Below are 25,799 nucleotides of genomic sequence, written 5' to 3'. Positions count from 1 at the left end.
AGACACAGATGACGCTGGCCAGCGAGGCCCAGCTGCGGCACCCTGACCGGTTCTTCATCGACGGCACTTGGGTCGCGCCCTCGTCCGGCGCGCTGCTGGACGTGGTCGACTCCAACACCGAGGAGGTCTTCCTCCGGGTCGCCGAGGCGCGCGCGGCAGACCTGGACCGCGCGGTCACGGCGGCGCGGCGCGCCTTCGACGACGGGCCGTGGCCGCTACTCACCCACCAGCGCAGGGCCGAGTACCTGCGCGCCATGGCCGCTGAGCTGCGGACCCGGTCGGCCGTGGTCGCCGACCTCTGGCCGCGCGAGTCCGGCGCGTTGTTCCGCCTGGCCCGCCACAGCGCGGACATCGGGGCGGCCACCCTGGAGCGCTACGCGGACCTGGCCGCCGACTACTCCTGGGAGGAGCCGGCCACACCTACGGCCGGCGGGAGGTTCGGGCTGCTCATCCGGGAGCCGGTGGGCGTCGTCGGGGCGATCGTGCCGTGGAATCTGCCCTTGGAGCTGTCGCTCAACAAGCTCGCGCCGGCGCTGCTTGCCGGCTGTGCGGTGGTGCTGAAGGCCGCCCCGGAGGCGCCGGGCGAGCCGTACGTCCTGGCCGAGGTGGCCGAGGCGGTCGGGCTGCCACCTGGGGTGCTCAACGTGCTGACCGCGGGGCGCGAGGTGTCCGAGCTCCTCGTGCGCGACCACCGCGTCGACAAGATCGCTTTCACGGGGTCGACCGCGGCCGGCCGGCGGATCGGCGCGATCATGGGCGAGCGGGTCGGTCGGTTCACCCTCGAGCTGGGCGGCAAGTCGGCCGCCGTGATCCTCGACGACGCGGACCTCGGCGCGGCGGCGGCGACGATCGCCGCGTCCGAGTGTCTGGTGACTGGGCAGACGTGCGCGTCGCTGACTCGCCTCGTCGTCGTCCAGGAACGTCATGACGAGTTCGTCGACGCGCTGGTCGATGCCTTCGCCGCCAAGCGTGTCGGCAACGCGTTCGACCGGGAGTCCCAGATGGGGCCATTGGCCATGGAGCGCCAGCGGGACCGGGTCGAGGACTACATCGCGAAGGGCATCACCGAGGGCGGGCGGCTCGTCGCTGGCGGCCGGCGGCCCGCTCACCTCGACCGGGGCTACTTCATCGAGCCCACCGTGTTCGCCGGCGTGGACAACTCGTCGACCATCGCCCAGGAGGAGATCTTTGGGCCGGTGCTGAGCGTCATTCCGGCCGCGGGCGAGGCTGACGCGGTTCGGATCGCCAACGACACCGTCTACGGGCTCAATGCCTCGGTGTTCACGCACGATGTGGACCGCGCCCGTGCGATCGCGGGACGGCTGCGCTGCGGCACCGTCGGCCACAACGCCCTGCGGGTCGACTTCGGCATCGCCTTCGGCGGGTTCAAGCAGTCGGGTGTCGGCCGCGAGGGCGGCCGTGAGGGCCTGTTGCCCTACCTGGAGACGAAGACCGTCATCCTGGAGGACACCCCCGAGCGCTACCGCGGCTGACCCGCGCCGGGCGGGCCCGCGGCGCGGGTCCGCCCGAGGGCGGGCGCGGAGAGGCACCGGCACGTGATGAGGGCCGCCAGCGGCGCTGGCGGCCCTCATCACGTGCTCGTGTTTCTGTGTGTCTGGACTCCCGGCCGGCCTCGTCCGGGCCGGGTCTTGTTCCTTGCGCGGTGGTGGCCCCGTGCGGCTCCGGGCCAGGCGCGGGCCTATAGGGCTTCCTTCGTCGTCGGCCAGCCCTGCTCGGACAGGTCGAAGATGAGGCCATCCGGCGAGAGCCACTTGGCCTCGAACGACGCCCCCGGCGCGTCCTCCTTGTCCGCTGGCACCTCGTCTTCCTCGACTTTGGTGGCGCCCCGGGCGACCAGGCGAGCCTCTACTTCGGCGCGGGACTCGACGTGGAAGCCGATGTGATGGAATCCCACAAGGCCGGGCTGGCGCACGGCGGCTGGCTCGAACAGCTCGCCGCGGACCAGAACGATATTCATCGTGCCATCAGTGAGGACCGACAGGTTCTCCGAGTGGACCAGCAGTTCGAGGTCGAGCATCTCGGCGTAGAACTGGCCGATGCCCTTCGGGTCCTCGCATCCGATCGCGATGTGCCGCAGACGAGCACCCATCGACGTCCTCCTTCACGAGGTGCCACAGCGCCCGGCGGCGCGTCGCCGCCGGGTGCCCCGGAGTCCGGTGAGGCGGCCAGTGGGCGCCCCACCGGGTCACAACAACTCGGGCCTGTACCCGCGCTCAGCCTCTGGCCTTGGGACCGTCGGCCAAGACGGCGCGCTCGGCGCACAGCGCCGCGATCTCCTGCGGGCCGTACCCGAGTTCCTCGAGGACGGCCACGGTCGACTCGCCCAGCGCGGTCGCGGGCCGACGGTCAGGTCCGACGCCGTCGAATGTCACCCGAGGCGGCAGCCGCCAGTACTTCCCATGCTCCGGGTGTTCGTCCGCGCTGACGAGGCCACTGTGGATGAGGAACTCCTCGAAGCCGCGCTCGTCGGCCTGGACCGCGGCGACGTCCACCGCGGCCAGCGCCGCCGCCCACTCCTTAGCCGTCCGTTCCTGCAGCACCGGAGCGACCAGCGCGGCAAGGTCCGCGTCGGCGGACAGCCTCGCCGCGGCATCGGCGAACCTGGGGTCCTCGCACCACTCGCCATGCCCGAGGGCCCTCGCGAATCGGCGCCATTCCGCGTCTCCGACGACCGCGGCGAACAGCCAGCCGGACGAGCACTCGTACAGGCGATAAAGCGCGTGCAGGCCTTGCTGCTCCGGATCGACCTCAAGGCGCGAAGGCGCTCCCTCGTAGGACACCAGGTCCGACGAGTGGACATAGCCGGTGCTGGCCAGCATGGTCGTCTCCAGGTGCTGGGCTCGCCCCGACCGTCCACGGCCGAACAGCCCGAGGAGAATGGCGGAGGCGACCGCGATACCGGAGCACGGGTCCGGGTACGAGTCGTCCACCGGGACGTTGCCCCGGCCAGCCTGCAGGATCCCGCCGCCGGACAGGGCGTTCGGCGTCGAATGGAACGCGGTCCTGTTGGCCTCCGGGCCGCGTGAGCCATAGGCGGCGGCGTTCACGTACACGATCCGTGGGTTGATCGCGCTGATCGAGACGAAGTCGCAGCCAAGCCGCTCGACGGGACCTCCACGGAAGTTGTGGAAGAAGACGTCCGCCTCTCGCACCAGCCGGCGCAGGACCTCCTTGCCGCCCGACGACTTGAGGTTGAGCGCGATACTTTCCTTGCCGTGCTGCAGGTGGACGAACTGGAGGCCAAGACGGCGGAACGCGTCTCCTTCCATCGGTTCGACCTTGATGACGCGGGCGCCCATCTCGGCCAGCAGCGTGCCGCCCAGCGGGCCGGCGAGGTAGGTGGCGAGCTCTACGACGACGATGCCCGCCAGCGGCCCGCCCGTCCTTTCGGCCGGTATCTGGGGTTGGCCTGCGACCTGGTCGCCGCCCGCGCCGCGCACGGCGCGGGCCTCGTCGAGAACCTCCGCTGTGTGCTCGCCGAGCAGTGGCGCGCCACGCTCGACACCGACGCCCGCCCCGTTCACGTTGACGAGCGGACCGAGCTGCCGCACCGGACCGAGCTCGCGGTCGGCGACCTCGACAACCCGCTCGTTGGCGGTCAGCTGGGGATGGGCGAGGAAGCCGTCGAAATCGAGGAACGGGTCGGAACCGACGTCGTGCTCGATGAACAGGCTCATCCACTCCGCCTGGGTACACTCGCTCATCCGCTTGCGGATGACGCGCTCCAGGTCCTCGATGTCCCGCAGGGTCCTGAACGCCAGCGGGCCGTCGACGTACCGGGGGTCGGTCAGGACCCAGTCGAGGCCCAGCGCCCGCATCCAGCTCCTGAAGTGATGGTCCTGTCGGGCACACATCTGGATCCACCCGCCGTCGGCGCACCGCGCGGTGAGGAAGGTGAGCGCGATCCCACGCAGCTGGACGGACGGTCCACCCGGCGCGCCCGAGGCCGCGGCGCGTCCGTTCACCGGGCCTTCCAGCTCCGCGCGCCGGAGATCCTGGCGCATCGTCGCGGTGATCGCGCCCTGCAGGAGGCTCGTTTCGACATATCTGCCGCGGCCGGTCCTGGCCCGTTCCAGCAGGGCCGCGACGATGCCCTGGAAGGCCAGCTGGCCCGCGGCGAACCCGGCGACCGGTGCGGCCGAGTAGATCGGCCGGCCACCGGCGAAGTCCGGGGCCGCGCCGCTGAGCGCGTCCAGTCCGACCATCTTCCCGGCCTTCGCCGCGACGATGCCCTCGTAGGCCCGTAGACCCGCGCATTCGACCAACGGGCCGAACCCGGAGATCGCGCAGCACACGGCCGTGGGATTGAGCCGTCTGACCTCTGCCTCGCCGACGCCAAGCTGCTCGGCCACCCCCGGCCGGTAGTTGGTCAGCACGACATCACTTCGCCGGACGAGCGCTCGCAACGCCTCGCGATCGGCGGCCGAACTCGCCAGGTCCAGCACCACACTCCGCTTCCCGCGGTTCCACATCTGGAAGCCACGCGTGCCGCGGGCCCAGTCCCCCGTGGGCGGCTCGACCTTCACCACCTCGGCCCCGTAGTCGGCGAACATCATGCCGGCCATCGGCCCGGCGGTGCCCGATGCCAGCTCCAGCACCTTCAGGTCAGCGAGCGGCGAACGTGTGCGTGATGTGTTCATGGTCGACCGTTTCCTTCACTCGCCGCGATGGTCCGGCGCCCCCGGCCAGGCCGCCCCGTGCGGCCGTCCGCCGCGTCGCCGCCGGCCTTGGCCAGGAGGCTTCAGCCGGGGTGCTTCGAGAGCAGCAGGCCGCCGGCGAGGTCCGGTGCCCCCGAGCCGGTGTAGGCGACGTCGGCGCGCACGGTGACCTGGCGGGCACCGGCCTGGCCTCGCAGTTGCTCGACGCTGTCGTGGTGGTGTGCCGTACGCGTCCGCCCGCAGCCGAGGTTGCCGCCGCCGGAGAGAAACGGGTGCGGCCCATGGACCGAGATGTCACCGGCGTAGAAGTCGAACGCCTCGCCGCGCTTCACACCGTGCCATTCGAAGGCCTCGACAGTGAACTGCGGAAGGGTGAGAAACCCGTCGTAGGCGTTGAAGATGTCGACGTCGCCGGGGCCCAGCCCTGAGCCCTCCCACATCATCTCCGCCTGCAGGCGCGTCCAGGACTCGACCTCGTCCAGGCTGGGAATTTGGCCTCGCGCCTTGCCGAACACCTGGACGTGATTGAGGACGTAGACCGGCGGCTGGCGCAGGTCCTGGGCACGGTCGGCTGTCGTGACAAGGTACGCGCCGACGCCGTTCATCGGCCGGTCGCAGTCCAGCATGCGCAGCGGTTTGTGGATGTACCGGGACTCGAGGTAGTCCTGTTCGGTGATCTCCTGGGGCTCGGAGTTGGCGTAGAACCCCCAGGGGACCATCAGCCCGTTACGGCGCAGGGTAGTCGCGAGCGGGGCGAGGCCGTCCTCGCTCTTGCCGTACTTGCGGCAGTACTCGCGGTAGACCAGGGTGAGGCGGGTGCCGGCGCTCAGGTAGTAGCCCCAGGGCATCATCCACTGCTGCGGCCCCTCGGCCCGGTCCAGCGCCATCTCCCCGGAGTGCTGGTAGCGCCCGGGGAGGTTGCCCATCGGGTACACCACCAGGCAGGTGTTGCAGCGGCCGTCGCCGACGGCTTGGGCGGCGAACCCGAGGGCGTGCCCGCTGAGGTAGTAGCCCTCGCGGATGTTCACCGAGTAGTCGACATTGGGCAGCCCCAGCCGCCTCGTCAGCCACTCGGCGGTGACTGTGGTCAGGCCGTCCTCGGAGTCATAGGGCGGACCGGGATACGGCCGCGGTGCCCAGGGGTCTCCGGTCGGTCCAGGGCAGGTCACCACCCCGTCGACGTCGTCCAACGACAGGCCCGCGTCCTCGAGCGCCTCGGTGGCGGCGAACGCGGCGAAGGCGCCCAGCGTACGGTCCAGTGACTGGCCGTCCCAGCGCCGGTCGACGGGCGAGTGCCCGAGGCCCGCGATCGCGACCCTGCCCCGATGCTCCCAGACACCGAGTCCCGGCTTGTCTCGGTGCCACCGAGTCGGTGTCGCGCCGTCTGCGGAGACATCGCTCACCGGGTGACCCTCCATTCGTGGATCAGCGTTCCCGGCTCCGCCTCGACGAACGTGAGCTCGACCGCGGCGCCCACCGGCACCTCGTCGACGGGAGTGCCGGGCAGGTTCGACAGGAAGGTGATTCCCGGATCCGTGTCCAGCGTCACGACCGCCACATTGAAAGGCTGGTCCGGCTGCTTGAGAGCGATCCGGGTGTCGTGGCTGACAATATAGGTGCGGATATGCCCAGTGCCCTCTACCTCACGCCAGCCCAGACGGTCTGATGATCCGCACTTGGCGCAGGAATGCTGTGGCGGGTACTGCAGGCGCTCGCACTCCGCGCAGTACTGAAGAACGAGACGGCGTTCATTGACCGCATCCCAGAACGGCCTGCTCAGCTCGTCCGGGACGGGCACAGGATATGGCATCTCGCTGGCACCTCTTCGATTTACTGGAGCCCGTGTCGCCGGTGCACGAACCGGTACGAACAGGCGCGTGATGGCGGCTGGCTCCAGGCCGGTTCATCACCCGGCCACCGCCGTGACAGGGCACGGCGGCGGCCGGGCGCCGCGTTCCGGTCCTCGGACCCGTGCCGCCCGACAGCTGCTTCGGCTGGTGACACCGGGAAAGCCCGCGCCGGTCGGCCCAGGCTGGGCGCCGGGCAGTCGTCAGGACCTGCCGGCGGTGGGGATGGTCGCGTCCGTCATGTCCAGGATCTCGTCGAGTCCCGCGGCCACGTCCTCGACGGTGAGTCCGTCGCGGGCAATGCCCTTGCTGACGGCGAGGGTGAGGCGATGGACCGCCCCTCCCCCGACGACAAGCGCCTCGCCGTTGATCCGGCAAGATTCGTGAGCGAGGTAGGCCGCCGCTGGTGAGATGAGCTCCGGATCCAGCCGCGCGAGGTGTGCCTCGACGCGCCTGCGCAGCTCACTGCCCGCCGGGTAGGCCTCCTTGCCGCCCTCCGACATCCGGGTCCTGGCCCGCGGCGCGACCGCGTTGACGCGGATGCCCGTTCCCGCGGCCTCACCCGCGAGGCTCTTGGTGAGAGCGAGTACCGCGCCCTTCGCCGAGGCGTAGCTGGTCAGCTGCGGTAGCGTGCCGAGCACCGCCTCGGATGTGGTGTTGACGACCCGGCCCGCGCCGGCGTCGACCAGGTGCGGCCACGCTGCCTTTGTCACATACAGCGTCCCGAGGAAATGCACGTCGACCATGCGCCGGAACTTCTCGCTGGGCAGGTCCATGAAGGGCGCCTTGTCGCTGATGCCCGCGTTGTTGATGACGATGTCGAGCCGGCCGAACGCGTCGAGGGCGGTCTGGACGATCGCCGCGGCACCGTCCTCCTCGGCGACCGAGGCGAAGCTGGCGACCGCGTCGCCGCCGGCCGCCGCGATCTCCTTCACGACCAGCTCGGCGGGCGCCGCGGATGCGCCGCCGCCGTCGATCTGGCCACCGTAGTCGGCAACGACGACCTTGGCCCCGCGGGCCGCCAGCAGTAGCGCGTGGCAGCGGCCGATGCCCCGGCCCGCGCCGGTCACCACGGCGACACGGCCGTCAAATCTCAGCTCGTCCATGACATCATCCCGGAGATGTAAACACACAACGGACAGTCGTGCAGCGGGCCGGCCGAATCGCGGCCTTTCGAACCTGTGGCACTTATCTGCGCCCTGCGTTCCCTATGCGGCCCTGGGAGTGCTCTGCTGGGCGATGAGCCGCCATTCTCCATCCCGACGGCGCCAGACCTGGAGAACGTCGGAGACGAAGGTCTGCGACGCCGTGCCGTCCGCGGAGGGTACGGCGATCACGAGCCCGCCGGTCGTGACGGCGACATCCCCGTAGACCTGAATCTCGAGGGAATCCCGCTGCGCCGTCCGCGTCCCGACCTTGAGCAGGTCGATCAGCGACCTCTTACTGTCCCTGCGTCCGTTGGTATGCACGTACCAGAGCTCCTCGTCGAGGAGCTCCTCCAGCGGTGAAAGATCCTCGCCGGACCACGCCTCACACCGGCGCCGTTCGACGTCGGCTACCCCGGCCACGTCGTTGCCCTGGAAGGCTGCCGTACTCATGCTGTGACGTCCTTGTCCCTTCTCGCTTCCGGCGGCATAGCGTGCGGTTGCCCGCACGTCCGATCAGAGGGGCGCCTGGTTCCTCCACAGCGGGGCCAACACGGCGGCGCCCGTCGGGTCGAGGATCGCGTCGAAGCCGTCACGCACGGCCTCGACCGTGAGGCCGGGATCGTTGATCCCGTGGGTCATGGAGAACGAGACCTGGCGCACCTCGCCGACCTGCGCTCTGATGAACTCGCCGTTGGCGGCGCAGTCCGGGTGGCACAACCAGGCGACCACGGCGGCGGCCAGCGCCGTGGAACGTTCGACGACCTGCTCCCGGTCAGCCGGGTCCGCGCCGACCCGTCGGGCCAGCTCGCGGGCACGTGGGTGCTCGACGCTCGTCAGCGCCGACGGGAGGACGGCGTTGACGCAGATGCCGTGCTCGGCGCCCTCCATGGCGAGCTGCCGTGTCATTCCCAGCACGGCCCCCTTGGCGGCGCCGTAGTGGGTCAGATGCCTGGTTTCTCCCCACAGGGTGGCCTTTGCCGACACCATCACGACTCGGCCGTGCCCGCTCTCGACCAGATGCGGCCAGGCATACCTTGTGGTGAAATACGGCCCGTAGGTGTGCACTCGCTGCATCAGGTCGAAGATCTCCCAGGTCATCTCCAGAAACGGGCATGCCGGGAAGACGCCCGCGTTGTTCACCACCGCGTCGAGGGCACCGAAGGCCTCGACCGCGGTCCGTACGACGCCGCGGGCGCCCTCCTCGGTGGAGATGTCATGCTCGTCGGCCACCGCCTTGCCGCCCAGACTCGAAATCTCCTCGACGACCGCGGTGGCGTTACGCAGGTCGTTCACGACGACGCGAGCGCCGCGCGCCGCGAGCAGTTTCGCGTAGCCGCGGCCCAGCCCGCCACCTGCACCTGTCACGATCGCCACGTGGTCGTCGAAGCTCACTGCTGATGACATGGGTCCCTTTCGGGCGGCCGGGCGGAGTCGTCAAGAGGTCGGTGCCAGAGCGCCCTAGTAGAGAGCCTCGCCGGACTTGATGTTGCGACCCATCTGGGCCGGTTCTGGGCCGCCGGGGCCGTACTCGTAGTGCAGGAAGTCGCCCATCAGCCAGCGGAACCGCTCGGGGTTGCGGTCGATGGCCTCTTGGGGCGCGTTGCCACGGAACGCCTCGGTGGTGTGCATGAAGTGCCGGGAGAACTGGATGTGCAGGCTCACCCGCAGCCCGGGCAACGTCCGGGCGAACGCGCCGTGCCAGGTGCTCCCGTGGAACACCAGAAGCGATCCCCGTGGGGCCTGCAACGGCACCTGCCGGTCGGCACCCTCGCTGGGCAGCGGCTGACGCCGCAGCCTGTGGCTACCTGGGACCAGCACCGTGGCGCCGTTGTCGCCGGAGAAGTCGGTCAGCAGCCAGATCGCGGTACAGCGGTAGTCGGCCTCCGGGTGGGGAGCCGGCATGTGGTGGTCGCAGTGCAGCGGCAGCGGAGGCGAGCCGGCTCCCTTGACGAACGGCGAGAACGTGTACAGGACGGGGTTCGTGCCGACGCAGATGTTGGTCAGCGCCTCCAGCGTCTCGTTCAGCAGGACCTCCTCGAACACCCGGTCCTCGAAGAGGACGTGGGTGAGCGTGAGGCCGAACGGGCTCCGGTTCGGGGCGTCGGCGCTGAGGTCCGGCGATGTCGAGGTGAACCCGGTCTCAAGGTCGCACTTCAGCGGGAGGCGCTTTTCCACGATGCCCAGCACACGCTCGAGGGCGCGGTCGGTGACGTCGATGGGTGCGACCTTCTCCGGCTCGACGACCGTGTAGCCCAGTAGTTCGAGTTCCATCGCGTGCCGCTCGAGACCCAGCTCACGGATCTTGTCGACGGTCCTGAAGAGCCCGTCGTCGATATGTGGCAGGCCGGTGGTCGAGACGTTCATGGGCGCGGCGTAGGACGCGGCCGGTCCACCGCCGCCGACCATCATGCCCTTGGAGATCTGGACGTTCTCGGGAGCGTCGTTCGTGGGCTTGAATTCCACGGGGCTAGCCATTTCCTGTCCTCGGTCGCGCGACCGGGATCTCCCGGGCCGCGGGCTTCTCCTTGCTTGTTTTGTCGCGTCGCCGACGCACCGGCCGCACAGCGCGCGCCGAGGCGCCGCCGGGCTCCGCGCCGCGCGGCCGGTTCAGCCGAGTGGGATCTTGTAGAGTTCGGCGGCGTTGTCCTGCAGGATGCGACGCCGGGAGTGGCTGTCGAGCGTCGCCACGGCGTCGGCGAGCCGCTCGCGGGTGTTCGGGTAGAGGCAGGTTGGGTGCGGCACGTCGGTCTCGACGAGCACGTTGTTCACACCTATGTCGTCGATCAGCTTCGCGGGCGCCGACTTCTCGAACCAGAACATCACGTAGAGGTGGTCACGGAAGTACTCCGACGGCAGCCGCTTCGCGAGCCCGAGTTCCTCGGGCGTGGTGACCATCTCGTGGTACTGGTAGTCCATGTCCTCGAGCAGGAACGGCACCCAGCCGATCCCGCTCTCGGCCGACACGATCTTCAGTTTCGGGTAGCGGTCGAACAGGTCGCTGTTGCAGAGGTTGGCGACGATGCGCATGTTGCTGACGTGCGCCAGGCAGGCGGACACCGCGAGTGTGCGCTGCCGGCCGAACCAGCGCCAGGACGGCGGGGCGACCGTCGGGGGCGGGCCGGCCTGTGCCGCCTTGGCCGTCCGGAAGGCCACCCCCTGCCGGCTGGCCTCGACGTCCTCGCGCCGGAACCCCGAGCCAATGTGGAAGTTCGGCACCGTGCCGCTCTCGTTGAACAGATCCCACATCGGGTCGAAGTAGGTCTCCGGCAGCTCAGGTAGGCCGAGCAGCTCAGGTTTGTCCGAGAGGGTGAAACCGCGGATCCCCTGCTCGATGCGCTTGGCCATCTCCCGGACGGTCAGGTCCATGTCCCAGATGGGCAGGATGACCTGCGGAAACAGGCGGTCGCCCGAGGCCCGCTGCACCTCGACCATGTAGTCGTTGTAGATCGTCAGGACCGTTTCGCGCAGTTTCGGGTCCTCGATGGCGAAGATGTGGTTCGACGAGAACCCGATACCGTTCGGGTAGAGGACCTGCGCGTGGACACCCATCTCGTCGAGGATCGCGAGCCGCTCACGCACGTCCCACGACGAGGCATCGATGGCTTCGAAGGGCTGCACCACATGGGAGCCTAGGACCTTCTGTCGGTCACGGGCGATCGTGTTCCCGCCCGTGCTGGCCCAGGACTGCCCGTTGATGAACCACAGGGTCATGCCGTCGACGACCGTCTGGTACGGCAGCTGGTCCTTCATCGACTTCGGGGCACGCGCGGTCCAGAGGTCCGGCGGCTCGGTCCAGTGGGCGTCACAGTCGATGATCTTCACGCCCGCCAGTACATCGGTCGACGTCCCGGTCTCCGTCACGGTCATGTGGGACCTCCAAGCGTGGCTGGTGGGTAAGCCTTCTCCGCCAGCCCGGCCACGCCGGCGGCCGAGGTGGCGACGAATATGGGCGCACCCCGAAGGGAAATACTCAGTAGGCGCGGGAGAATATCTCCGTGAATGGCGGCTCACTCGCCCCTGGCGCACCGTTCCTCTGGCACTCGCGTTCAATCCTCACGAGCGGCGACGCTTTTCCTCCATTCCCGCTCCAACGGGTGGGGCGCGCCACCGCAGCCGAGAGGCCACATTCTCTCGGGAGCCGGGTGTTCACCTGCTCGCTTTGGCCAGGTGAACACCCACGCGTGCCCTGCGGCCAACGTTCGCCAACCAGCTTCCGCTAGCCCGAGGCCTTGGGCCGGCGCGCCATTCCAGGAAAACGATAATCATGCCTTGGACCCTGGTTCACGGGTTCGCGCCCACGGGCAAGATTTATATAGATGACTCTATCTACAGTAGCAAGCGGTCATCCAGGTGTCCAGGGTCAGGATGCGCTCTCTCCGTCACCGCCGGTCACGTCCGCGAAGAGACCGACAACGGTTTGTTCGGACGCGCTCCGGTGTTGTTCGGCGGTATGCACCAAGCGGTCGATGTCGAACGCGGCCAGCGCGTCGATCATCATGGCGTGCTCGGCGACGATCCGTGCGCGCGTCTCGGGGAGCCAGAGGTAGCCCGCCCGGTAGGCCTCCGACAGATGCCACAGCCGCTCGACCTCGCGGCGGACCAGGCGCAGTGGGGAGAGCCCGAGGAGCGCGAAGTGGAACCGTCGGTTCGCTACCAGCATCTGGGTGATGGAACCAGCGGTCCCGCCGGCCTCGACGACCTGGTTGTGGGCGCGAAGGGCGGCAAGGTCCTCCTCAGTCGGCCGGCGCGCCGTGCGCAGCAGTTCCGTCTCCAGCAGCCGGCGCATCAGGTAGATCTGCCGAAGCTCGGACTCGTCGAACTCGGCCACGAAGTAGCCCTGGTTGACGACATAGCGGACCAGGCCCTCCGTTTCAAGAATGCGCAGGGCCTCGCGTAGCGGACTCCTCGACAAGTTCAGCCGGTCCGCGAGCTGTTCCTGGCGCAGTTGCTGGCCGGGCATGAGCCGGCGCCGCATGACCATGTCACGAAGAGCGCTCGTCGCCTTGGCGGTCGCGTTCATCTCGGCAGTGCTGTCCGTCACGCCACTCTTCTCACCGTCAGGGCGGCCGCTGTCGGCCCGTTTCACGCCAGAGATCCAGACCCGGCGCTTCTGACCGCGCGTCGCGCTGGCCGGCTACGGGCCCCGCGGGCTCGCGGACGGATCCGGCCCGGGACCGTGCTCGGCAGAACGGGTGCCATGCCTCCCAGCGGTCACCTCCGGTACGTACCAGAGCCACCATGCTCATGTTGAGCTCGCCACGACGGCGCCAGAATATGGTTATCCAGGATTGAATGCAAGATTTGATGCTCGCCGCCGGCTCCCTTCGCGCTGTTCACGGGTTTAGGAGGCCGGAGGCGATCCCGGCTACCGGCGCTGGTCGAAACGCATGCCGAGGTATTCCGAGGCGATGCGAATCTTCTGGATGTTCAGCGTGCCGCCGGCGAGCGCCCAGCCGTGGGAGTCTCGGTGGAGCCGCTCGATCTCGTACTCCTCCGAGTAGCCGTACCCGCCGTGCAGCTGGATGGCCAGGCCGGAGACGAACTGTGCCGCCTCGTTCGCGGCGCACTTGGCCACGGACGCGGCGAGCGCGCTGGGCGCGCCCGTTCCCGCCTCCCGCGCCGCCGCGTACAGGAGCATGCGCGCCGACTCAACTCGGATCACCATGTCCGCGATCGCTCCCTGGACCAGTTGGAAGTCCGCGACCTGGTGGCCGAACTGCCGACGCTCGATCACGTAGCGGGCCGAACGGTCAAGGGCGGTCTGGGCCACCGCCAGCGACATGGTGGTGTTACCCAGCCGCTCGATGGAGAACGCGGTGAATAGTTTCGAGAACCCGCCGGCCGGGACGATGAGATTGGCGAGCGGGACGCGGACGTCGTCGAGGAAGATGTCGGCCGAGCAGATACCCCGGAAGCCCATCAGGTTCTCCTGCGGACCGAAGCTCACGCCCGGTGTGTCGCCGTCGACGAGCACCGCGCCGATGGCCTTGCCGCCGCGCGCCTCGCCGAGCCGGAGGTAGACGAGGTACTGCTCGGAGTGCCCCGCGCCCGAGCACCAGCGCTTGACGCCGTTGACGACGACGGTGTCGCCCTCGACATGCCCCGAGGTCGTCATGTCAGTGGCCGCTGAACCGGCCTCCGGCTCCGAGATGGACACGGCGATCGTCTTCTCTCCGGCCACGACGGGCGGCAGCAGGCGGGCCTTCTGCTCGTCGGTGCCGAACTGTTCGATGACCCGGGCCGGCCCCGTACACGCCTCGAACACTGGCCACGCGGCGATCGGGCTCGCCTTGGCCAGCTCCTCCAGCACGATCAACGCTTCGAGCAGCGGCCGTCCCTCACCGCCATATCGGGTGGGGATGGTGAGGCCGAGCAGGCCGAGGCCGGCGAGGAACTTGCGCTCGGACACGTCCAACGGCCGGCGCTCGCGGTCCCAGTCGCGCGCGTGCGGGGCGTAACGCTCCGCCGCGAGGCGCGCGACCATGTCGCGCAACGCGCGCTGCTCATCGTCCAGCACGGTCCCGGCATAGAGGTCCCGTGTCCTGTCACCCGTCGTCATCGTCGCCGTCCAGCCTGTCTCACGTCGGTCGTTGTCAATGTCGAGGCGAGGCAGCGCGAGCTGGAGGTGCCCGGTGTGCCGCGCGGCCCTGGCCAGCGACGGGCCTCATGTGACGACGGCGTTGTCCTTCAGCGCCACGATCTCGGGCCAGTCCATGCCGAGCTCCAGCAGGATCTCCTCGGTGTGCTGACCAACCTCAGGCGCGCCGCCGCGGAGTCGGAGCCTGGAGTTGTTGAACTGGACGGGGCTCGCCGTGAGATGCGCGCCAGGGCGACCGGGGTGTTCCACGAGGTACCCGTTGGCCACCGACTGCGGGTCGTCGCCCACCTCCAGCGGCGTCTGCACGGCCGACCACAGGCAGTTCGCCGCGTCGAACCGTTCGCGCCAGTGCGCGAGCGGCGCCGACAGCAGGGTCTCGGTGATGATGCGGAACAGCTCGGCGTTGCCGGTTCGTTTGTCGAACGCGTCGTAGTCGGGATGGTCCGCGAGATCTGGCCGACCGAGGGCGTGGCAGAAGCCCGGCCAGTACTGGTCCGACTTGAGCATTCCCAGGACCAGGCTGCGCCCGTCACCCGTCCGGTACAGAGCGCTCAGGGGGTTCGGCGGCACGTGTCCGAAGCTGGGGGGCGCGGGCAGCCGTCCCATGAAGTCCGAGGCGACGATGTCGGGGGCGAGCATCCACATCGCCGAGCCGAGCAGCGACACGTCCACGAGGCTGCCCTCACCGGACAGGCTCCGACGAAAGAGCGCCGCCGCGATGCCGCCGGCCAGGAACATGCCGCAGGTCAGGTCGCCGAATCCCTGGCGCTGGGGCAGCTTGGGGTCCGCGGGGTCGCTGAACATGTATCCCATGCCACTGCGGGCCCAGAAGGCGACGGTGTCGATGCCGCCCTGGTAGGCGGCGGGCCCGCTCTGCCCCTGCCCGTGGCCGCGCGCGTAGATGAGCCGGGGATTGATCTCCTTCAGGTCGTCGTAGGTGATTCCCAGCCGCTCGCGGGAGGGCTCCAGCAGGCTCGTCAGCAGGACATCGGCCTCGGCGACAAGTCGCAAGAAGATCTCGCGCCCCTCGGGATGCGCCAGGTCGAGGCCGATGCTGCGCTTGCCGCGGTTGGCCTGTTCGACCAGGTAGTTGAAGTCACCGGTGTCGTAGCCGTGGGCCGCGAAGATGCTCAGGTGGCCGCGCAGCGTGTCTCCCCGTTCTGGGTGCTCGACTTTGATGACGTCGGCTCCCCAGTCGGCAAGGACGGCGGCCGCTGAGGGTATGAACACGAACTCGCCGAGCTCGATGACCTTCACACCCTGCAGAAGCGGGTCCATCGCACCGTCAATCCCTTCTCGTCCTTGTCTGCGCCGCGCTGCCTCAGCCGTGCCGTTGCCCAGGCGTGCTGGCGCCCGGCGACGCTGGTCGGCCGCGCGGCGCGGCTGTCGCCGCGCCGAACGCCGGGACTACCGGGGCAGGCCGAGGCCACGGCTGGCGATGATGTTCCGCTGGATCTCGCTCGACCCGGCGCCGATCGTGTTCGCGAAGGTCCACAGGTAGCCGCTCTGGATGCTGTGGGTCAGCTGGCCCGTCAGCGGCGAGCGTGGGTCGTCGCGGCCGAGACCGGCGTACGGGCCGAAGACCTTCATTCCGGTCTGGGCGACCCGCTGGGTGAGCTCGGAGTTGTAGACCTTCGACGCGGAGGCCTCGTAGGTCATCGCCTTGCCCTGGATGGCCAGATGGATCGTCCGGTAGCACAGCAGTGTGCCGACCTCGACCTCAATGGCTCGGTCCGCGAGTTCGAAGCGCAGTTGCGGGTTGTTCTCGAGAATGTCCCGGTGCTCGCGCACGTGGGCGATGATCTGGTCGAGGCGGCGGCGGGCCTTGGCGATCCACTCGATGCCGGACCGCTCGAACTCCAGGGCGGTGGCGATGTTGTACCAGCCGCGGCCTGGCTCGCCGATGAGGTTGGCCTTCGGTACCCGCACCCCGTCGAAGAAGACCTCGTTGAACGCGTGCTGACCAGCCATGTTGATCAATGGTCGGACGGTGAGGCCCGGCGAGTCCACGTCGACGACGAACGTCGACAGGCCCCGGTGCTTGCTCGCCGTCGGGTCGGTGCGGGCGGCGAGCCAGCCGAGGTTCGCGTGGTGCGCCCCCGACGTCCACACCTTCTGGCCGGTGATGACGTAGTCGTCGCCGTCGAGCACGGCCTTCGTCTGCATCGCCGCCAGGTCCGAGCCCGCGCCCGGCTCGGAGTAGAGGGTGCAGTAGACGTCCTCGCCGGTGGCCATCCGGGGAAGCAGGCGAGCCTTCTGCTCTTCGTTGCCGTACAGCATGACCGCCGGGCCGACCCAGGCGACGGCCATCGTGAACGCCGGCGCGTGGTAGTAGTCCATCGTCTCGTGGTAGATCAGCTGGGTCAGCAGGTCGGCGCCGAGGCCGCCGAGTGCGGGAGGCCAGGCCATCGCCAGCCACTTCTTGTCCGCCAGCTTGCGCTGGAACTCGCAGGTGATCTCCCAGGCGCGTTCCCCCTCAGGGTCGATCCGCTCCCACTCGACGGGGAGCTCGCTCTCCACGAATGCGCGGACCTGAGCGCGGAACTCCTCCTGCTCAGGGGCGAAACGAAAGTCCATGGCCTCTCCCTGCCGTCCGGAACTCCGCCGCGGCGGCGTGCCGGCCGGTCATAGCTGGTTCGACATGATCACGGTTCCGGCGGCGGAGAAGAAGTGCGCGATCCCGTGGGCGAGGCTGGTGCGGATCCCCGGCACCTGGGCTTCCGCCTCGCCACGCAGTTGACGCACGGACTCCTGCATCGCGAACATTCCGAGGCGGCCGGTGTGGGTGTAGGACAGACCACCGCCGTTGGTGTTGACCGGTAGGTCACCGCCTGGTGCCGAGCGGCCCTCCGCGAAGAACGGGCCGCTCTCCCCCGGTTTGACGAAGCCCAACGCCTCCAGCGCGAACATCGGAGTGTGGGCGAACGCGTCGTAGAGCATCAGGTGGTCGACGTCGGCGGGGCCGAGGCCGGCGAGGCGGAACGCCCGTTCGCCCGAGCGCCGGGAGGCGCGGGCGTCGGTGAGGTCGCGCATCGTGGAGATCCCGACGTTCTCGACCCCTTCGCCGGTGCCGAGGATGTAGACCGGCGGCCGGGACAGGTCGCGGGCCCGCTCCGCGGTCGTCAGGATGAGCGCGCCGCCGCCGTCGGTGACCAGGCAGCATTCGAGCAGGTGGATCGGCCACGCGACGAGTCGTGAGGTCAGCACGTCCTCGACGGTGATCGGGGCGCGTTTCATCGCCCGGCTGTTGCGGGCGGCCCAGGCCCGGGTCGCCACCGCCACCGAGGCGATCTGCTCCTCGGTGGTCCCGTACTTCGCCATGTGCCCGACGATCGGGACCGTGAACGTCGACGCCGCGCCGAGCGCGCCGTAGGGAACCTCGAACTGGCCCTCTGCTGACGTGGGTGGCAGACCCGCCCAGCCCTCCCCGCCGAGCCGGGAGCGGCCGCTCTCCCCGTGGGTGATGAGCACGTAGTTGCAGTAGCCGACGGTCAGCGCCGCGACCGCGTGCGCGACGTGGAGCATGAACGAGCCGCCGCCGATCGACGTGCCGTCGACGTAGGACGGTTCGATGCCCAGGTAGTCGGCGACGGCGACCGGGGACATCCCTGCGGAGGCGACACCGTCGATCTGGCCCTTGTCCAGGCCCGCGTCGCGCAGCGCGTTGCGGGCCGCGTTCGCGTGCAGCTGGATCGCGGACATGTCCGGGACGACACCGATCCGGTCCGTCTCGGCGGCGCCGACGACAGCGACCGCGCCGCGTAGCTCGACCGGCACCGTCACCGCCTGTCTTTCGGCTGGAACCGGGGCAGCGTGACGGTGTCGGTGACGTCGTCGAAGACGACTGTCACCGCCAGTCCGACCGGCAGGTTCGCGGGCACGGGCTCGACGTTGACGAGGTTGGTCATCAGTCGCGGCCCCTCGGCGAGCTCCACGATCGCGGTCACATAGGGCGCCTCACCCGCGAAACCGGGCATGGGCCGATGGTTGATCACGTAGGTCCGCAGGATTCCCTCGCCAGACACGGTCATCCACTCTGTGTCGTCGGAAAGGCAGTGCGGACAGTACGGTCGTGGGTAGAAGTAGAACCGGTCGCAGTCGTTGCATCGCTGGATACGCAACTCGTGGCGCCGGCAGCCTTCCCAGAAGGGGGCGGTCTCCGGAGTCGGCTCCGGGAGGAGCCTCGACGACGACGTAGCCAAGTCGCCTCCATCGGCTGGCCGGCGCGGTTCACAGAGCCGCTCCGGGTGGTTTGGGCGGGGAATCAGGTCATGGAACGGGAGGGCGGTCAGTCCGCGGTGAGCAGGCAGGCCCAGTAGTAGGCGTTGGTCCACAGCGCGACCTTGGCGTCGGGGACCTGCCGGTCACCGCACTGGCCGCGAAGCTGGCGCACGGCCTCGATGCAGAAGTTCGCGCCGTGCCGGCGGCCCATGTTGCAGGCCCCGCCGTCGGTGTTGAGCGGGATCGAACCGCCCAGCCGGGTCGCGCCGGACTGGATGAGCGGGCCCGACTCGCCCGGACCGCAGAACCCGAGCGCCTCGAGCCACATCATCGGCCAGATGGTGAAGCCGTCGTAGAACTGGACGGTGTCGACGTCGCCCGGCCGCAGGTCGGTCTGCTTCCAGAGGTGCTCTGCCGTGGCGCCCGGCGAGTTCCAGGTGAAGACCATGCTTTCCGGCCCCGCGGTACGCGGCTTCCAGGAGAGCGCGAACGCCGCCGCGTCGACGAACACCGGCTTCTGGCGGAAGTCACGCGCGCGCTCTTCGGTGGTGAAGATGACCGCCGAGCCCGAGTCCACCGGGTAGTCGCAGTCGAACAGGCGCAATGGCTTGCTGATATACCGGCTCGCGAAGTAGTCGTCCAGTGTCATCGGATCACGCAGGATTGCCTCGGGATTCAGCGAGGCGTTGTGACGCTGGTTGATCACATGCGTTCCGAACTGTTCCTCCGTCGTGCCGTAGAGATCCATGTGGCGCTGCGCCGTGAGGGCACCGGGCCACTGCACGGGCAGGACCTGGCCGAACGGCCGGGCGAACTGCGGGTCGGTCCAGTGGTCGGGCACCAGCTCGGACTCTGGTGCCTCCTGGGACATGAGGTCCGGAACGCTCAGCCGCTGGTTGATCACCCGGAAGGCGATGGCGGTGTGGCACTGGCCCGACCTGACGGCGGCGATCGCCTCGCGCGCGGGGTGCGCGAAGACGATCCCGCCGCCCGAGGAGCTCACGTGCAGCGGGTCGATGCCCAGCATGTGGGCGGCGTCGTCCGAGTTGACGGGCTCCAGGCCCTCCGGTTCCGGTCCGGCGACGTCCCAGGACAGCGTCACGCCGTCCACGTCCGCGGGAGTCATCCCGGCGTCCTCGAGCGCGGCCTTGCCTGCCTGGACGGCCAGCTGGCGCGAGCTGAGCCCGGTGCGCCGGCCCGTCGTCGAGTACCCCACCCCGACGATCGCCACGCGGTCGTTCGTCACTGGCGCTCTGCCTCCTGACCGTTCTTCACCGGCCGGCCGTGGCGGCCGGACGCGCACTGTCTTCTGACCGGTCCACGACCTCGCTGGCGGCGCGCGGACCGGTGGCCCGGATGGCTGGCCTGAACATGGGCAGCGTCAGTCCGGGTGCCGTCTCGACGAATGTGGCCTCGACCGGGAGCCCCACGCGCAGCAGCTTTTCGGGACAGTCGACGATGTTCGTCGTGACGCCGAGGCCCGGCTGCTCGGCCAGCTCGACGACCGCGATGGTGTAGGGGACCTTGTCCTTCCAGAACGGATGGAAGGCCGTGACCGCGACCGTGTACATGTAGATCGCGCCTCGGCCGGAGACCTCCTCGGGAGCGAGTTCCATGGAAAGGCAGCTACGACATACCGGGCGTGGCGGGTGTGTGTAGTATCCGCATTCCTGGCACCGCAGGATAAGTAGCGAGCGCCGCGCCGCGCCTTCCCAGAAGAACCGGGTAAGGCCCGTGAGCCGCGGCATCGGCGGGTAGGTCATCTTCGGGTTTCTCCTCTGGCTGGGGCGCCGACGGGGCCAGGCCTGGGCAGGTTCCAGGCGAGCGGTACCAGGCCTAGATGCCAAGCGCGTCCGCGACCCGTGCCCGGTGGAAGTCGCCGTCGCCCCACCTCAGCTCCCCGGCCTTCTGCCGCAGGAAATACCGGTGGATCTTGTACTCTCGGGTGAACCCGATGCCGCCGTGCAGCTGCTGGCCGTGGGAGACCACCCGCAGGCTGGCCTCGCTGATGAAGCTCTTCGCCACGCTCACGTGGAAGGCGGCGTCCGGCTCATCCTCGTCGAGCGCCCACGCGGCGCGGTACATGACGAACCTGCAGGCGTCCACGTCGATCACCATGTCCGCTGCCTTGTGCGCCACAGCCTGGAAGCCGCCGATCGGCCGGCCGAACTGCTCCCGGTGCTTGACGTAGTCGACGGTGATGTCCAGGTCCTGGGCGACGAGCCCGACGAGATAGGCGCACTCCGCCACGGCCGCGGCGAGCTGGACCCGAGCCAGCACCTGCCCGCCTTGGCCCTCGCCGCCCAACAGGGCCGACGCGGGCACGCGGACACCGCTCAGCGCCACCTCGGCCTGCTTGTCCCCGGCGAGCGTCTCCAGCGGGGTGACCGCGACGCCGGGGATCGTCGGGTCGACGAGGAACAGCGACAGACCGTCGGCTCCCACTCCACCGGTGCGGGCGGCTACCACCAGCAGGTTCGCGGCGGCCGCGTTCTCGACGAACAGCTTGGTGCCGTCGAGGACGTAGCCATCGCCGTCGGGGGTCGCCGCCAGCTGGACACCCTCCGGCCGCAGCTGGCCCGAGGCCTCCAGATAGGCGACGCCGCCGACGAGCTCGCCGCTGACCAGCCGCGGCAGGTACTCGCGCTTCTGGTCGTCGCTGCCGCCGAGCAGCAGAGCCGTGCCGACGTGCACGACGGTCGATAGGAACGGCCCCGGCACCAGGGCACGCCCGAACTCCTCCAGCAGCACCGCGAGGTCCTGGATACCGAGTCCCGAGCCCCCGTACTGTTCGGGGATCGCCAGGCCCTGCCACCCGAGTTCCGCCATCCTCGCCCACAGGTCGGGGCTATATCCCAACGCGTCGGTCTCCATGGCGGCGACCAGTGCTTCGGGGCACTCCTTCGCCAGGAAGTCCCGCGCCACCTTGCGGAGCATGTCCTGCTCGTCGCTGAACCCCAGGTCCATGTCGAGGTCACTTCCTGCCGTTGTCGCTGGAATCCGGCCGCCCGCGTGCGCGGGCGGCCTGGGCTGTCGTGGATCACGCTGGTCGCGCGAGGCCGCCGGGTCGTTCAGGCGACCCCGGCTTCGACGAGGAGCTGGTGGACGTCCTGGGTCCCAGGGGCGTCCTGGTGACGTGGCTACGCGGAAACGCGCCGCGCGGCATGCCCGGGAGCGTCAGGTCGCCGGCGTGGCAGCCAGGGCCGGTCGACAGCCGTCGGTCCTCCTTGCGGCTGGCCGACGCGCCCACCCGGCGGGCCGGGGCCGCGCTCGTCGTCACCTCCTTGTCTTGGGCGTATGCCGCTCCTCGCCCACCCGACCCGCGCTGGCCGGGTACCGGCGTGCGGGCCTCCGCCGGGTCAACACCAACGCGCCTGTGGGCGGCGGCAGTCGCCCGTTCGACCGGGCCCGACGCCGTCGACGACGATGCCCGCCTGGCACTCAGGCGCCGAGTCGTACCTGGGCAGGCCGGGCGCGCGACTCCAGCGCCGAGGCGAACTCCAGCCACAACCGCGCCCGCCGGCGGGCTTCGTCCAGGACCTGGAAGGCCGCGGTGGCGGGAACGTTCGGCACCAGGTCGCGCCAGTCGTCGGTGATGTCCGTCCGCGCGAACCAGCGGGCGAACGCCGCGTCGTCGGCGGCGGTCGACGCGGCGGGGGCATCCGTCCGCGACGCCGCGGCGTCCGAAGGGTCTTTGACCAGCGTGACCGAGGGCTGCGCCACGGCGGCCCGGGCCACAGGTGGAATGGCCGGTGAGGGCAGGGCCTGCGCGGGTCTCGCCAGCCCGGCCTTCACCGCCCGGACCGTCGCCGGCGAGGTCCCTGTGGCCTGCGCCACGCTGCGCAGCGACCTGTCCGGCTCCTCGCGAAGAAGTCTGATGATGCGTTCCCTGGACGCTCCGGGGTCGGTGGGATAGCGTTTTCCGTCGCGGCCCACCCGGGCGTTCACCTGCTCGTTCTCCCCAGGTGCGCGCTCGTCGCTGCCGCGTAACCGCCCGATCGTTCCCGGTGCCAGTCCGCATACCTCACCGAGCCGGCGGTCCGACCAGTCCGGATAGAATCTCAACACTCGCCGCGCGGCGGCTTCACGTTCACGCAGCGACAGTGGGAGCCCGTGGCGAAGGTTCAGCCGCAACGCTTCAAGAAATGCCGGGCCCGACTCGCCATCGTAATAGAGGCACTCGATGTCGGCGTGGCCCAGCTCGCGGGCGGCGAGGTACCGGTAGACACCATCGACAATGGTGTTGTCCGCGCGTCTGACCAGGATCGGCGGCCAACCGCCGCCGCACTGCGTGAGTTCTTCGACGTAGCTCCGGTTGATACGCCCGAGGCGCACTCTTGGCCCGGGGCGTAAGCTCCGGAGCTCGAGGCGCACCGTCGTGACCGAGGACTCGCCGTCCGGCGCCGCGACCTCACAGACATTGACGACATCCGACATTGGACACCTCCATGCAGGTACTCCGAAGCCGCGCGTCAGGACCGCCGACGGCGGCTAGCACCCACTGGGGAAGATATATAGAACGCTCTATATATTAGCGAGGCGCGGGCGGCGTGTCCAGCACCGAATCCGTCGGCGCGGGCTTCGGGAGAGATTTTCAAGGGCCGTCAGGCGCACGGCGCACGGCGCGCGGAAAACGACTCCGGTCGGGTAGTGCCGTTTTTCCCGGCACGATTCCCTGGCGGGCATGTTGACAGCCTCAGGCTGGCGGCCGGGCGCCCATGTCCAAGGCGGCCGGCACGGTCAGGTCGGGTCAGGTCGCGATGACGGCCGACTTCTCGCGGGTGAACTCCAGGACGCGGTCGTGGCCGTACCCGCTGTCCTTGATCCCGCCGAACGGCAGCTCCTGCCCTGTCTGGCGATAGATGTTGACCCAGACGTTGCCGGAGTCGAGGTCACGCAGGAATCGGTGCACCCGAGCGAGATCGCGCGTCCACACCCCGGCGGCGAGACCGTAGCGCGAGTCGTTCGCGATCGCGAGCGCCTCGTCATCGGTGTCGAAGGGAATCACCACAGCCACCGGTCCGAAGATCTCTTCCTGGCAGATGCGTGGCGAGTTGTCCTCGGACAGGAAGAGGGTGGGCTCGACCCAGTAGCCGCCTGGCAGGCTGGGGACGACCTCGGCGCCATGACGGCCGCCGAAGACGAGCTCGGCTTCCTTGGCCCCGGTCTCCAGGTATCCCACGACGCGGTCGTACTGCGCCCGGGAGATGATCGGGCCCATCGTCGTCGCGGGGTCGAGCGGGTCCCCGAGCACCACCTTCTCGGCGATCGCGCGGATGCGCCCGAGCATCTCGGCGAGGATCGGACGCTGCACCAGGATGCGCGAGCCGGCCACGCACACCTGCCCCGCGTTGCCAGTGAAGACCGAGGTGACCGTGGCGCCGTTCGCTGCGGCCTCGAGATCGGCGTCCGCGAAGATGATGTTCGGAGATTTTCCGCCGAGCTCGAAGATGGAGGGTGTGAGCGTGTCGGCGGCGGCGCGCTGGATGGCCCGCCCGGTCTCCGACGACCCAGTCATGGTGATCTTGCTGATGCCCGGGTGCCGGACGAGGTGCTCACCGGCATCCCGGCCGAGGCCCGAGACGATGTTCAGGACCCCTGGTGGGAGCACATCGGCGAGCAGTTCACCCAGCCGCAGTACCGACACGCTCGCCTGCTCCGCGGGCTTGACGACGACGGTGTTCCCGGCCGCGAGCGCGAACGCGGCCTTGGCCGACAACATCGAGATCGGCGCGTTCCAGGGAATGATGGCGGCGATGACGCCATACGGCTCCCGCCGGGTCAGTCCCAGGCGATTCGGGCCCAGCACGACCGTCTGGCCTGTGGCCGCCTCCAGCGTCTGGCTCGCTGCCAGGGTCCACATCGCCGTCATTCCTGGGCCGTTGCGCGGGACGTTCTCCCGGACGATGCGGCCGTTGTCGACGGTCTCCAGTCGTCCCAACTCGTCGCCGTACTCGGTGAAGAGGGCCGCGACCTTGCGCAGGTAGGCCGCGCGCTGGTCTGCCGTGAGCGCCGACCAAGCTGGGAACGCGGTGCGCGCGGCCGCGACGGCGGCGTCCACGTCAGCCCCCTCGCCCGCGGGAACCCGGGCGAACACCTCGCCCGTGGCTGGATTCACCGCGTCAAGGAACTGCCCGGACGCCGCCTGGCGTAACTCGCCGCCGATGAGGTTCCGGTACTCCACCAGTTCCACCATCGTTCGTCCTTTCTGCCATCGAGGAGAGTCGACTGTCATCCGCGCGGCCGGGTGCGATCCCGGCGCCTGGCGCCAGAACCCGGCGTCGTCCGTGGCTACGGATCGCCAACAACAGCCCGGGTTCGCTGTTCCTCATCCAGGTCATGCAGGTGCCGCAGTGCCGGCGCCGCCGCTCGCAGGGCGGCCACGTCAGCAGGCGGAAGCTTCTCGACCAGCCGGGCGAACGCCTCCGCGCCCGCGCGGCGACGAGCCAGCAGGTACCGTGCCCCCGCCGGCGTCAACGCCACCAACACCACACGTTGGTCCTGCGGGTCCGGCCGGCGCTCGGCCAGGCCGGCGCGCACCAGGGTCGTCACGAGCGCGGTCATCGAGGGCTGGGTGATCCGCTCGGTGACGGCCAGGTCCGTGACGCGACGCGGCCCGGTCCGCTCGATCGTGGCCAGCGTCGACGCGGCCGTCAGGCTGATCTCCCTCGGCTGCTGACGCACGGCGGCGGTGAGCAGGTGGTGCAGCGCCTCACCAACCTCGATCAGACCCCCCTCCAGGTCGCTGGAGTGCTCGTTCGCGTGCGGGCTCATGCCGAGAAGCATAGAGTCCCTATATTGATGAGGCAATGGACTTCGCCGGCCTCTCGGGTGGGCAACCCGTCCCCCGGTACGCCAGCCAGGCACGGCCGGACGTGGCCACCCGCGGTGGCAACCATCTCTGTCGACCCGAGCGCCGGACGGCCTGAGTGCTGACTTCCCGGAAGGAGCCGCGGGATGGATCTGGTCAACGAGTTCCGCCTGGCCGTGCCCATCAACCGCGCGTGGGACGTCCCGACCGATCTCGAATGGATCGCGCCGTGCCTGCCGCGCGCCCAGTTGCTCGCGGTGGGAGGCAGGGGCGCACCGTCCGGCGGCGAACATGCGCCAGCCACCGCCGCCAACCTGCTCGGCACGATCGCGCCGCCGCTCGCCAGGCGTGCGCTGCCCGTCGCGACGGCCGTACTCCTCCTCGGTCTGCTGTCACGCCGGCTGACCGTCGGTGGGTCCCGAGCCTGACCCCAACAGCTGCGGCCGGACGGGGACGAGACCTGGCCTGCGACGGCCGCGCAGAGGAGCAACACGC

General features: G+C 69.6%; 23 protein-coding genes and 2 pseudogenes. 2 read left to right on the top strand and 23 right to left on the bottom strand.

The window, feature by feature from the left end:
* The first annotated feature begins 8 nt into the window (after nucleotides 1-8).
* Entirely contained in the window at nucleotides 9-1,493 is a 1,485-nt protein-coding gene (locus tag I6A81_RS23525; protein WP_203002630.1) for an aldehyde dehydrogenase, read from the top strand.
* 206 nt (nucleotides 1,494-1,699) lie between these two features.
* On the opposite strand, the gene I6A81_RS23520 is transcribed toward I6A81_RS23525, so the two are convergent.
* From I6A81_RS23520 to I6A81_RS23420, 23 genes and pseudogenes are all read right to left on the bottom strand, one after another.
* On the bottom strand, nucleotides 1,700-2,110 hold the full coding sequence (locus I6A81_RS23520) for a VOC family protein (RefSeq protein ID WP_203002631.1): 411 nt from the start codon (nucleotides 2,108-2,110) through the stop codon (nucleotides 1,700-1,702).
* Nucleotides 2,111-2,234: 124 nt separating this feature from the next.
* Nucleotides 2,235-4,661, bottom strand: a complete 2,427-nt coding sequence (locus tag I6A81_RS23515; RefSeq protein WP_203002632.1) for a CaiB/BaiF CoA transferase family protein — start codon at nucleotides 4,659-4,661, stop codon at nucleotides 2,235-2,237.
* A 101-nt stretch (nucleotides 4,662-4,762) separates the two neighbouring features.
* A complete protein-coding gene (locus I6A81_RS23510) occupies nucleotides 4,763-6,082 on the bottom strand; it encodes a thiolase C-terminal domain-containing protein (RefSeq protein WP_203002633.1) in 1,320 nt (439 codons plus the stop codon).
* On the bottom strand, nucleotides 6,079-6,489 hold the full coding sequence (locus tag I6A81_RS23505; protein ID WP_203002634.1) for a Zn-ribbon domain-containing OB-fold protein: 411 nt from the start codon (nucleotides 6,487-6,489) through the stop codon (nucleotides 6,079-6,081). Before I6A81_RS23505 ends, I6A81_RS23510 begins: the two co-directional genes overlap by 4 nt.
* A gap of 240 nt (nucleotides 6,490-6,729) precedes the next feature.
* On the bottom strand, nucleotides 6,730-7,632 hold the full coding sequence (locus I6A81_RS23500; protein ID WP_203002635.1) for an SDR family NAD(P)-dependent oxidoreductase: 903 nt from the start codon (nucleotides 7,630-7,632) through the stop codon (nucleotides 6,730-6,732).
* A 102-nt stretch (nucleotides 7,633-7,734) separates the two neighbouring features.
* Nucleotides 7,735-8,124 (bottom strand): nuclear transport factor 2 family protein, encoded by a 390-nt coding sequence (locus I6A81_RS23495; RefSeq protein ID WP_203002636.1) that lies wholly within the window; start codon nucleotides 8,122-8,124, stop codon nucleotides 7,735-7,737.
* Between the two features lie 63 nt (nucleotides 8,125-8,187).
* Nucleotides 8,188-9,078 (bottom strand): SDR family NAD(P)-dependent oxidoreductase, encoded by an 891-nt coding sequence (locus I6A81_RS23490; RefSeq protein ID WP_203002637.1) that lies wholly within the window; start codon nucleotides 9,076-9,078, stop codon nucleotides 8,188-8,190.
* Nucleotides 9,079-9,132: 54 nt separating this feature from the next.
* On the bottom strand, nucleotides 9,133-10,149 hold the full coding sequence (locus tag I6A81_RS23485; protein ID WP_203002638.1) for a phytanoyl-CoA dioxygenase family protein: 1,017 nt from the start codon (nucleotides 10,147-10,149) through the stop codon (nucleotides 9,133-9,135).
* Between the two features lie 132 nt (nucleotides 10,150-10,281).
* Nucleotides 10,282-11,541: an amidohydrolase family protein gene (locus tag I6A81_RS23480; protein ID WP_203002639.1), complete on the bottom strand. Its 1,260-nt coding sequence runs from the start codon at nucleotides 11,539-11,541 to the stop codon at nucleotides 10,282-10,284.
* 493 nt (nucleotides 11,542-12,034) lie between these two features.
* The gene (locus I6A81_RS23475) at nucleotides 12,035-12,715 is read right to left on the bottom strand and encodes a GntR family transcriptional regulator (RefSeq protein WP_203002640.1); all 681 of its coding nucleotides are present in this window, start codon (nucleotides 12,713-12,715) and stop codon (nucleotides 12,035-12,037) included.
* 324 nt (nucleotides 12,716-13,039) lie between these two features.
* Nucleotides 13,040-14,233 carry an acyl-CoA dehydrogenase family protein gene (locus I6A81_RS23470; protein ID WP_203002641.1) on the bottom strand — a complete coding sequence of 398 codons (1,194 nt, stop codon included), beginning with the start codon at nucleotides 14,231-14,233 and terminating at the stop codon, nucleotides 13,040-13,042.
* Between the two features lie 105 nt (nucleotides 14,234-14,338).
* A complete protein-coding gene (locus I6A81_RS23465) occupies nucleotides 14,339-15,550 on the bottom strand; it encodes a CaiB/BaiF CoA transferase family protein (protein WP_203002642.1) in 1,212 nt (403 codons plus the stop codon).
* Between the two features lie 129 nt (nucleotides 15,551-15,679).
* On the bottom strand, nucleotides 15,680-16,849 hold the full coding sequence (locus tag I6A81_RS23460) for an acyl-CoA dehydrogenase family protein (protein ID WP_203002643.1): 1,170 nt from the start codon (nucleotides 16,847-16,849) through the stop codon (nucleotides 15,680-15,682).
* Between the two features lie 48 nt (nucleotides 16,850-16,897).
* Nucleotides 16,898-18,055 carry a thiolase C-terminal domain-containing protein gene (locus tag I6A81_RS23455; RefSeq protein ID WP_203002644.1) on the bottom strand — a complete coding sequence of 386 codons (1,158 nt, stop codon included), beginning with the start codon at nucleotides 18,053-18,055 and terminating at the stop codon, nucleotides 16,898-16,900.
* Nucleotides 18,052-18,303 carry a Zn-ribbon domain-containing OB-fold protein gene (locus I6A81_RS43795; protein ID WP_238428947.1) on the bottom strand — a complete coding sequence of 84 codons (252 nt, stop codon included), beginning with the start codon at nucleotides 18,301-18,303 and terminating at the stop codon, nucleotides 18,052-18,054. Before I6A81_RS43795 ends, I6A81_RS23455 begins: the two co-directional genes overlap by 4 nt.
* A 15-nt stretch (nucleotides 18,304-18,318) precedes the next feature.
* Nucleotides 18,319-18,606 (bottom strand): annotated as a pseudogene (locus tag I6A81_RS46310) (Zn-ribbon domain-containing OB-fold protein); the annotation flags it as partial.
* Nucleotides 18,561-19,739 (bottom strand): thiolase family protein, encoded by a 1,179-nt coding sequence (locus I6A81_RS23445; protein WP_203002646.1) that lies wholly within the window; start codon nucleotides 19,737-19,739, stop codon nucleotides 18,561-18,563. The pseudogene I6A81_RS46310 and the gene I6A81_RS23445, both read right to left, overlap by 46 nt.
* 25 nt (nucleotides 19,740-19,764) lie before the next feature.
* Entirely contained in the window at nucleotides 19,765-20,109 is a 345-nt protein-coding gene (locus I6A81_RS23440) for a Zn-ribbon domain-containing OB-fold protein (RefSeq protein ID WP_238428948.1), read from the bottom strand.
* 12 nt (nucleotides 20,110-20,121) lie between these two features.
* Nucleotides 20,122-20,241 (bottom strand): annotated as a pseudogene (locus I6A81_RS43790) (zinc ribbon domain-containing protein); the annotation flags it as partial.
* 88 nt (nucleotides 20,242-20,329) lie between these two features.
* Entirely contained in the window at nucleotides 20,330-21,460 is a 1,131-nt protein-coding gene (locus tag I6A81_RS23435; RefSeq protein ID WP_203002647.1) for an acyl-CoA dehydrogenase family protein, read from the bottom strand.
* A 474-nt stretch (nucleotides 21,461-21,934) separates the two neighbouring features.
* Complete coding sequence (locus tag I6A81_RS23430) at nucleotides 21,935-22,867, bottom strand: ParB N-terminal domain-containing protein (protein WP_238438425.1); 933 nt, start codon at nucleotides 22,865-22,867, stop codon at nucleotides 21,935-21,937.
* Between the two features lie 376 nt (nucleotides 22,868-23,243).
* Nucleotides 23,244-24,689 carry an aldehyde dehydrogenase family protein gene (locus I6A81_RS23425; protein WP_203002649.1) on the bottom strand — a complete coding sequence of 482 codons (1,446 nt, stop codon included), beginning with the start codon at nucleotides 24,687-24,689 and terminating at the stop codon, nucleotides 23,244-23,246.
* Nucleotides 24,690-24,784: 95 nt separating this feature from the next.
* Nucleotides 24,785-25,267, bottom strand: a complete 483-nt coding sequence (locus I6A81_RS23420; RefSeq protein WP_238428949.1) for a MarR family winged helix-turn-helix transcriptional regulator — start codon at nucleotides 25,265-25,267, stop codon at nucleotides 24,785-24,787.
* A gap of 183 nt (nucleotides 25,268-25,450) precedes the next feature.
* On the opposite strand from I6A81_RS23420, the gene I6A81_RS23415 reads away from it, so the two are divergent.
* On the top strand, nucleotides 25,451-25,732 hold the full coding sequence (locus tag I6A81_RS23415; protein WP_203002650.1) for an SRPBCC family protein: 282 nt from the start codon (nucleotides 25,451-25,453) through the stop codon (nucleotides 25,730-25,732).
* Nucleotides 25,733-25,799: the final 67 nt, after the last annotated feature.

It is taken from the genome of Frankia nepalensis, assembly GCF_016786325.1.
Taxonomy (GTDB): Bacteria; Actinomycetota; Actinomycetes; order Frankiales; family Frankiaceae; genus Pseudofrankia; species Pseudofrankia nepalensis.
This window is presented reverse-complemented; position numbering and strand designations above follow the sequence as displayed.

Excerpts from the sequence above, each read along its gene's own strand:
- I6A81_RS23485 (WP_203002638.1), bottom strand. The coding sequence starts at position 10,149 with ATGGCTAGCCCCGTGGAATTCAAGCCCACGAACGACGCTCCCGAGAAC.
- I6A81_RS23505 (WP_203002634.1), bottom strand. The coding sequence starts at position 6,489 with ATGCCATATCCTGTGCCCGTCCCGGACGAGCTGAGCAGGCCGTTCTGG.
- I6A81_RS23470 (WP_203002641.1), bottom strand. The coding sequence starts at position 14,233 with ATGACGACGGGTGACAGGACACGGGACCTCTATGCCGGGACCGTGCTG.
- I6A81_RS23460 (WP_203002643.1), bottom strand. The coding sequence starts at position 16,849 with ATGGACTTTCGTTTCGCCCCTGAGCAGGAGGAGTTCCGCGCTCAGGTC.
- I6A81_RS23500 (WP_203002635.1), bottom strand. The coding sequence starts at position 7,632 with ATGGACGAGCTGAGATTTGACGGCCGTGTCGCCGTGGTGACCGGCGCG.
- I6A81_RS23415 (WP_203002650.1), top strand. The coding sequence starts at position 25,451 with ATGGATCTGGTCAACGAGTTCCGCCTGGCCGTGCCCATCAACCGCGCG.
- I6A81_RS23490 (WP_203002637.1), bottom strand. The coding sequence starts at position 9,078 with ATGTCATCAGCAGTGAGCTTCGACGACCACGTGGCGATCGTGACAGGT.
- I6A81_RS23495 (WP_203002636.1), bottom strand. The coding sequence starts at position 8,124 with ATGAGTACGGCAGCCTTCCAGGGCAACGACGTGGCCGGGGTAGCCGAC.
- I6A81_RS23420 (WP_238428949.1), bottom strand. The coding sequence starts at position 25,267 with ATGAGCCCGCACGCGAACGAGCACTCCAGCGACCTGGAGGGGGGTCTG.
- I6A81_RS23480 (WP_203002639.1), bottom strand. The coding sequence starts at position 11,541 with ATGACCGTGACGGAGACCGGGACGTCGACCGATGTACTGGCGGGCGTG.
- I6A81_RS23425 (WP_203002649.1), bottom strand. The coding sequence starts at position 24,689 with ATGGTGGAACTGGTGGAGTACCGGAACCTCATCGGCGGCGAGTTACGC.
- I6A81_RS23520 (WP_203002631.1), bottom strand. The coding sequence starts at position 2,110 with ATGGGTGCTCGTCTGCGGCACATCGCGATCGGATGCGAGGACCCGAAG.
- I6A81_RS23515 (WP_203002632.1), bottom strand. The coding sequence starts at position 4,661 with ATGAACACATCACGCACACGTTCGCCGCTCGCTGACCTGAAGGTGCTG.
- I6A81_RS23465 (WP_203002642.1), bottom strand. The coding sequence starts at position 15,550 with ATGGACCCGCTTCTGCAGGGTGTGAAGGTCATCGAGCTCGGCGAGTTC.
- I6A81_RS43795 (WP_238428947.1), bottom strand. The coding sequence starts at position 18,303 with ATGACCGTGTCTGGCGAGGGAATCCTGCGGACCTACGTGATCAACCAT.
- I6A81_RS23435 (WP_203002647.1), bottom strand. The coding sequence starts at position 21,460 with ATGGACCTGGGGTTCAGCGACGAGCAGGACATGCTCCGCAAGGTGGCG.
- I6A81_RS23525 (WP_203002630.1), top strand. The coding sequence starts at position 9 with ATGACGCTGGCCAGCGAGGCCCAGCTGCGGCACCCTGACCGGTTCTTC.
- I6A81_RS23440 (WP_238428948.1), bottom strand. The coding sequence starts at position 20,109 with ATGGAACTCGCTCCCGAGGAGGTCTCCGGCCGAGGCGCGATCTACATG.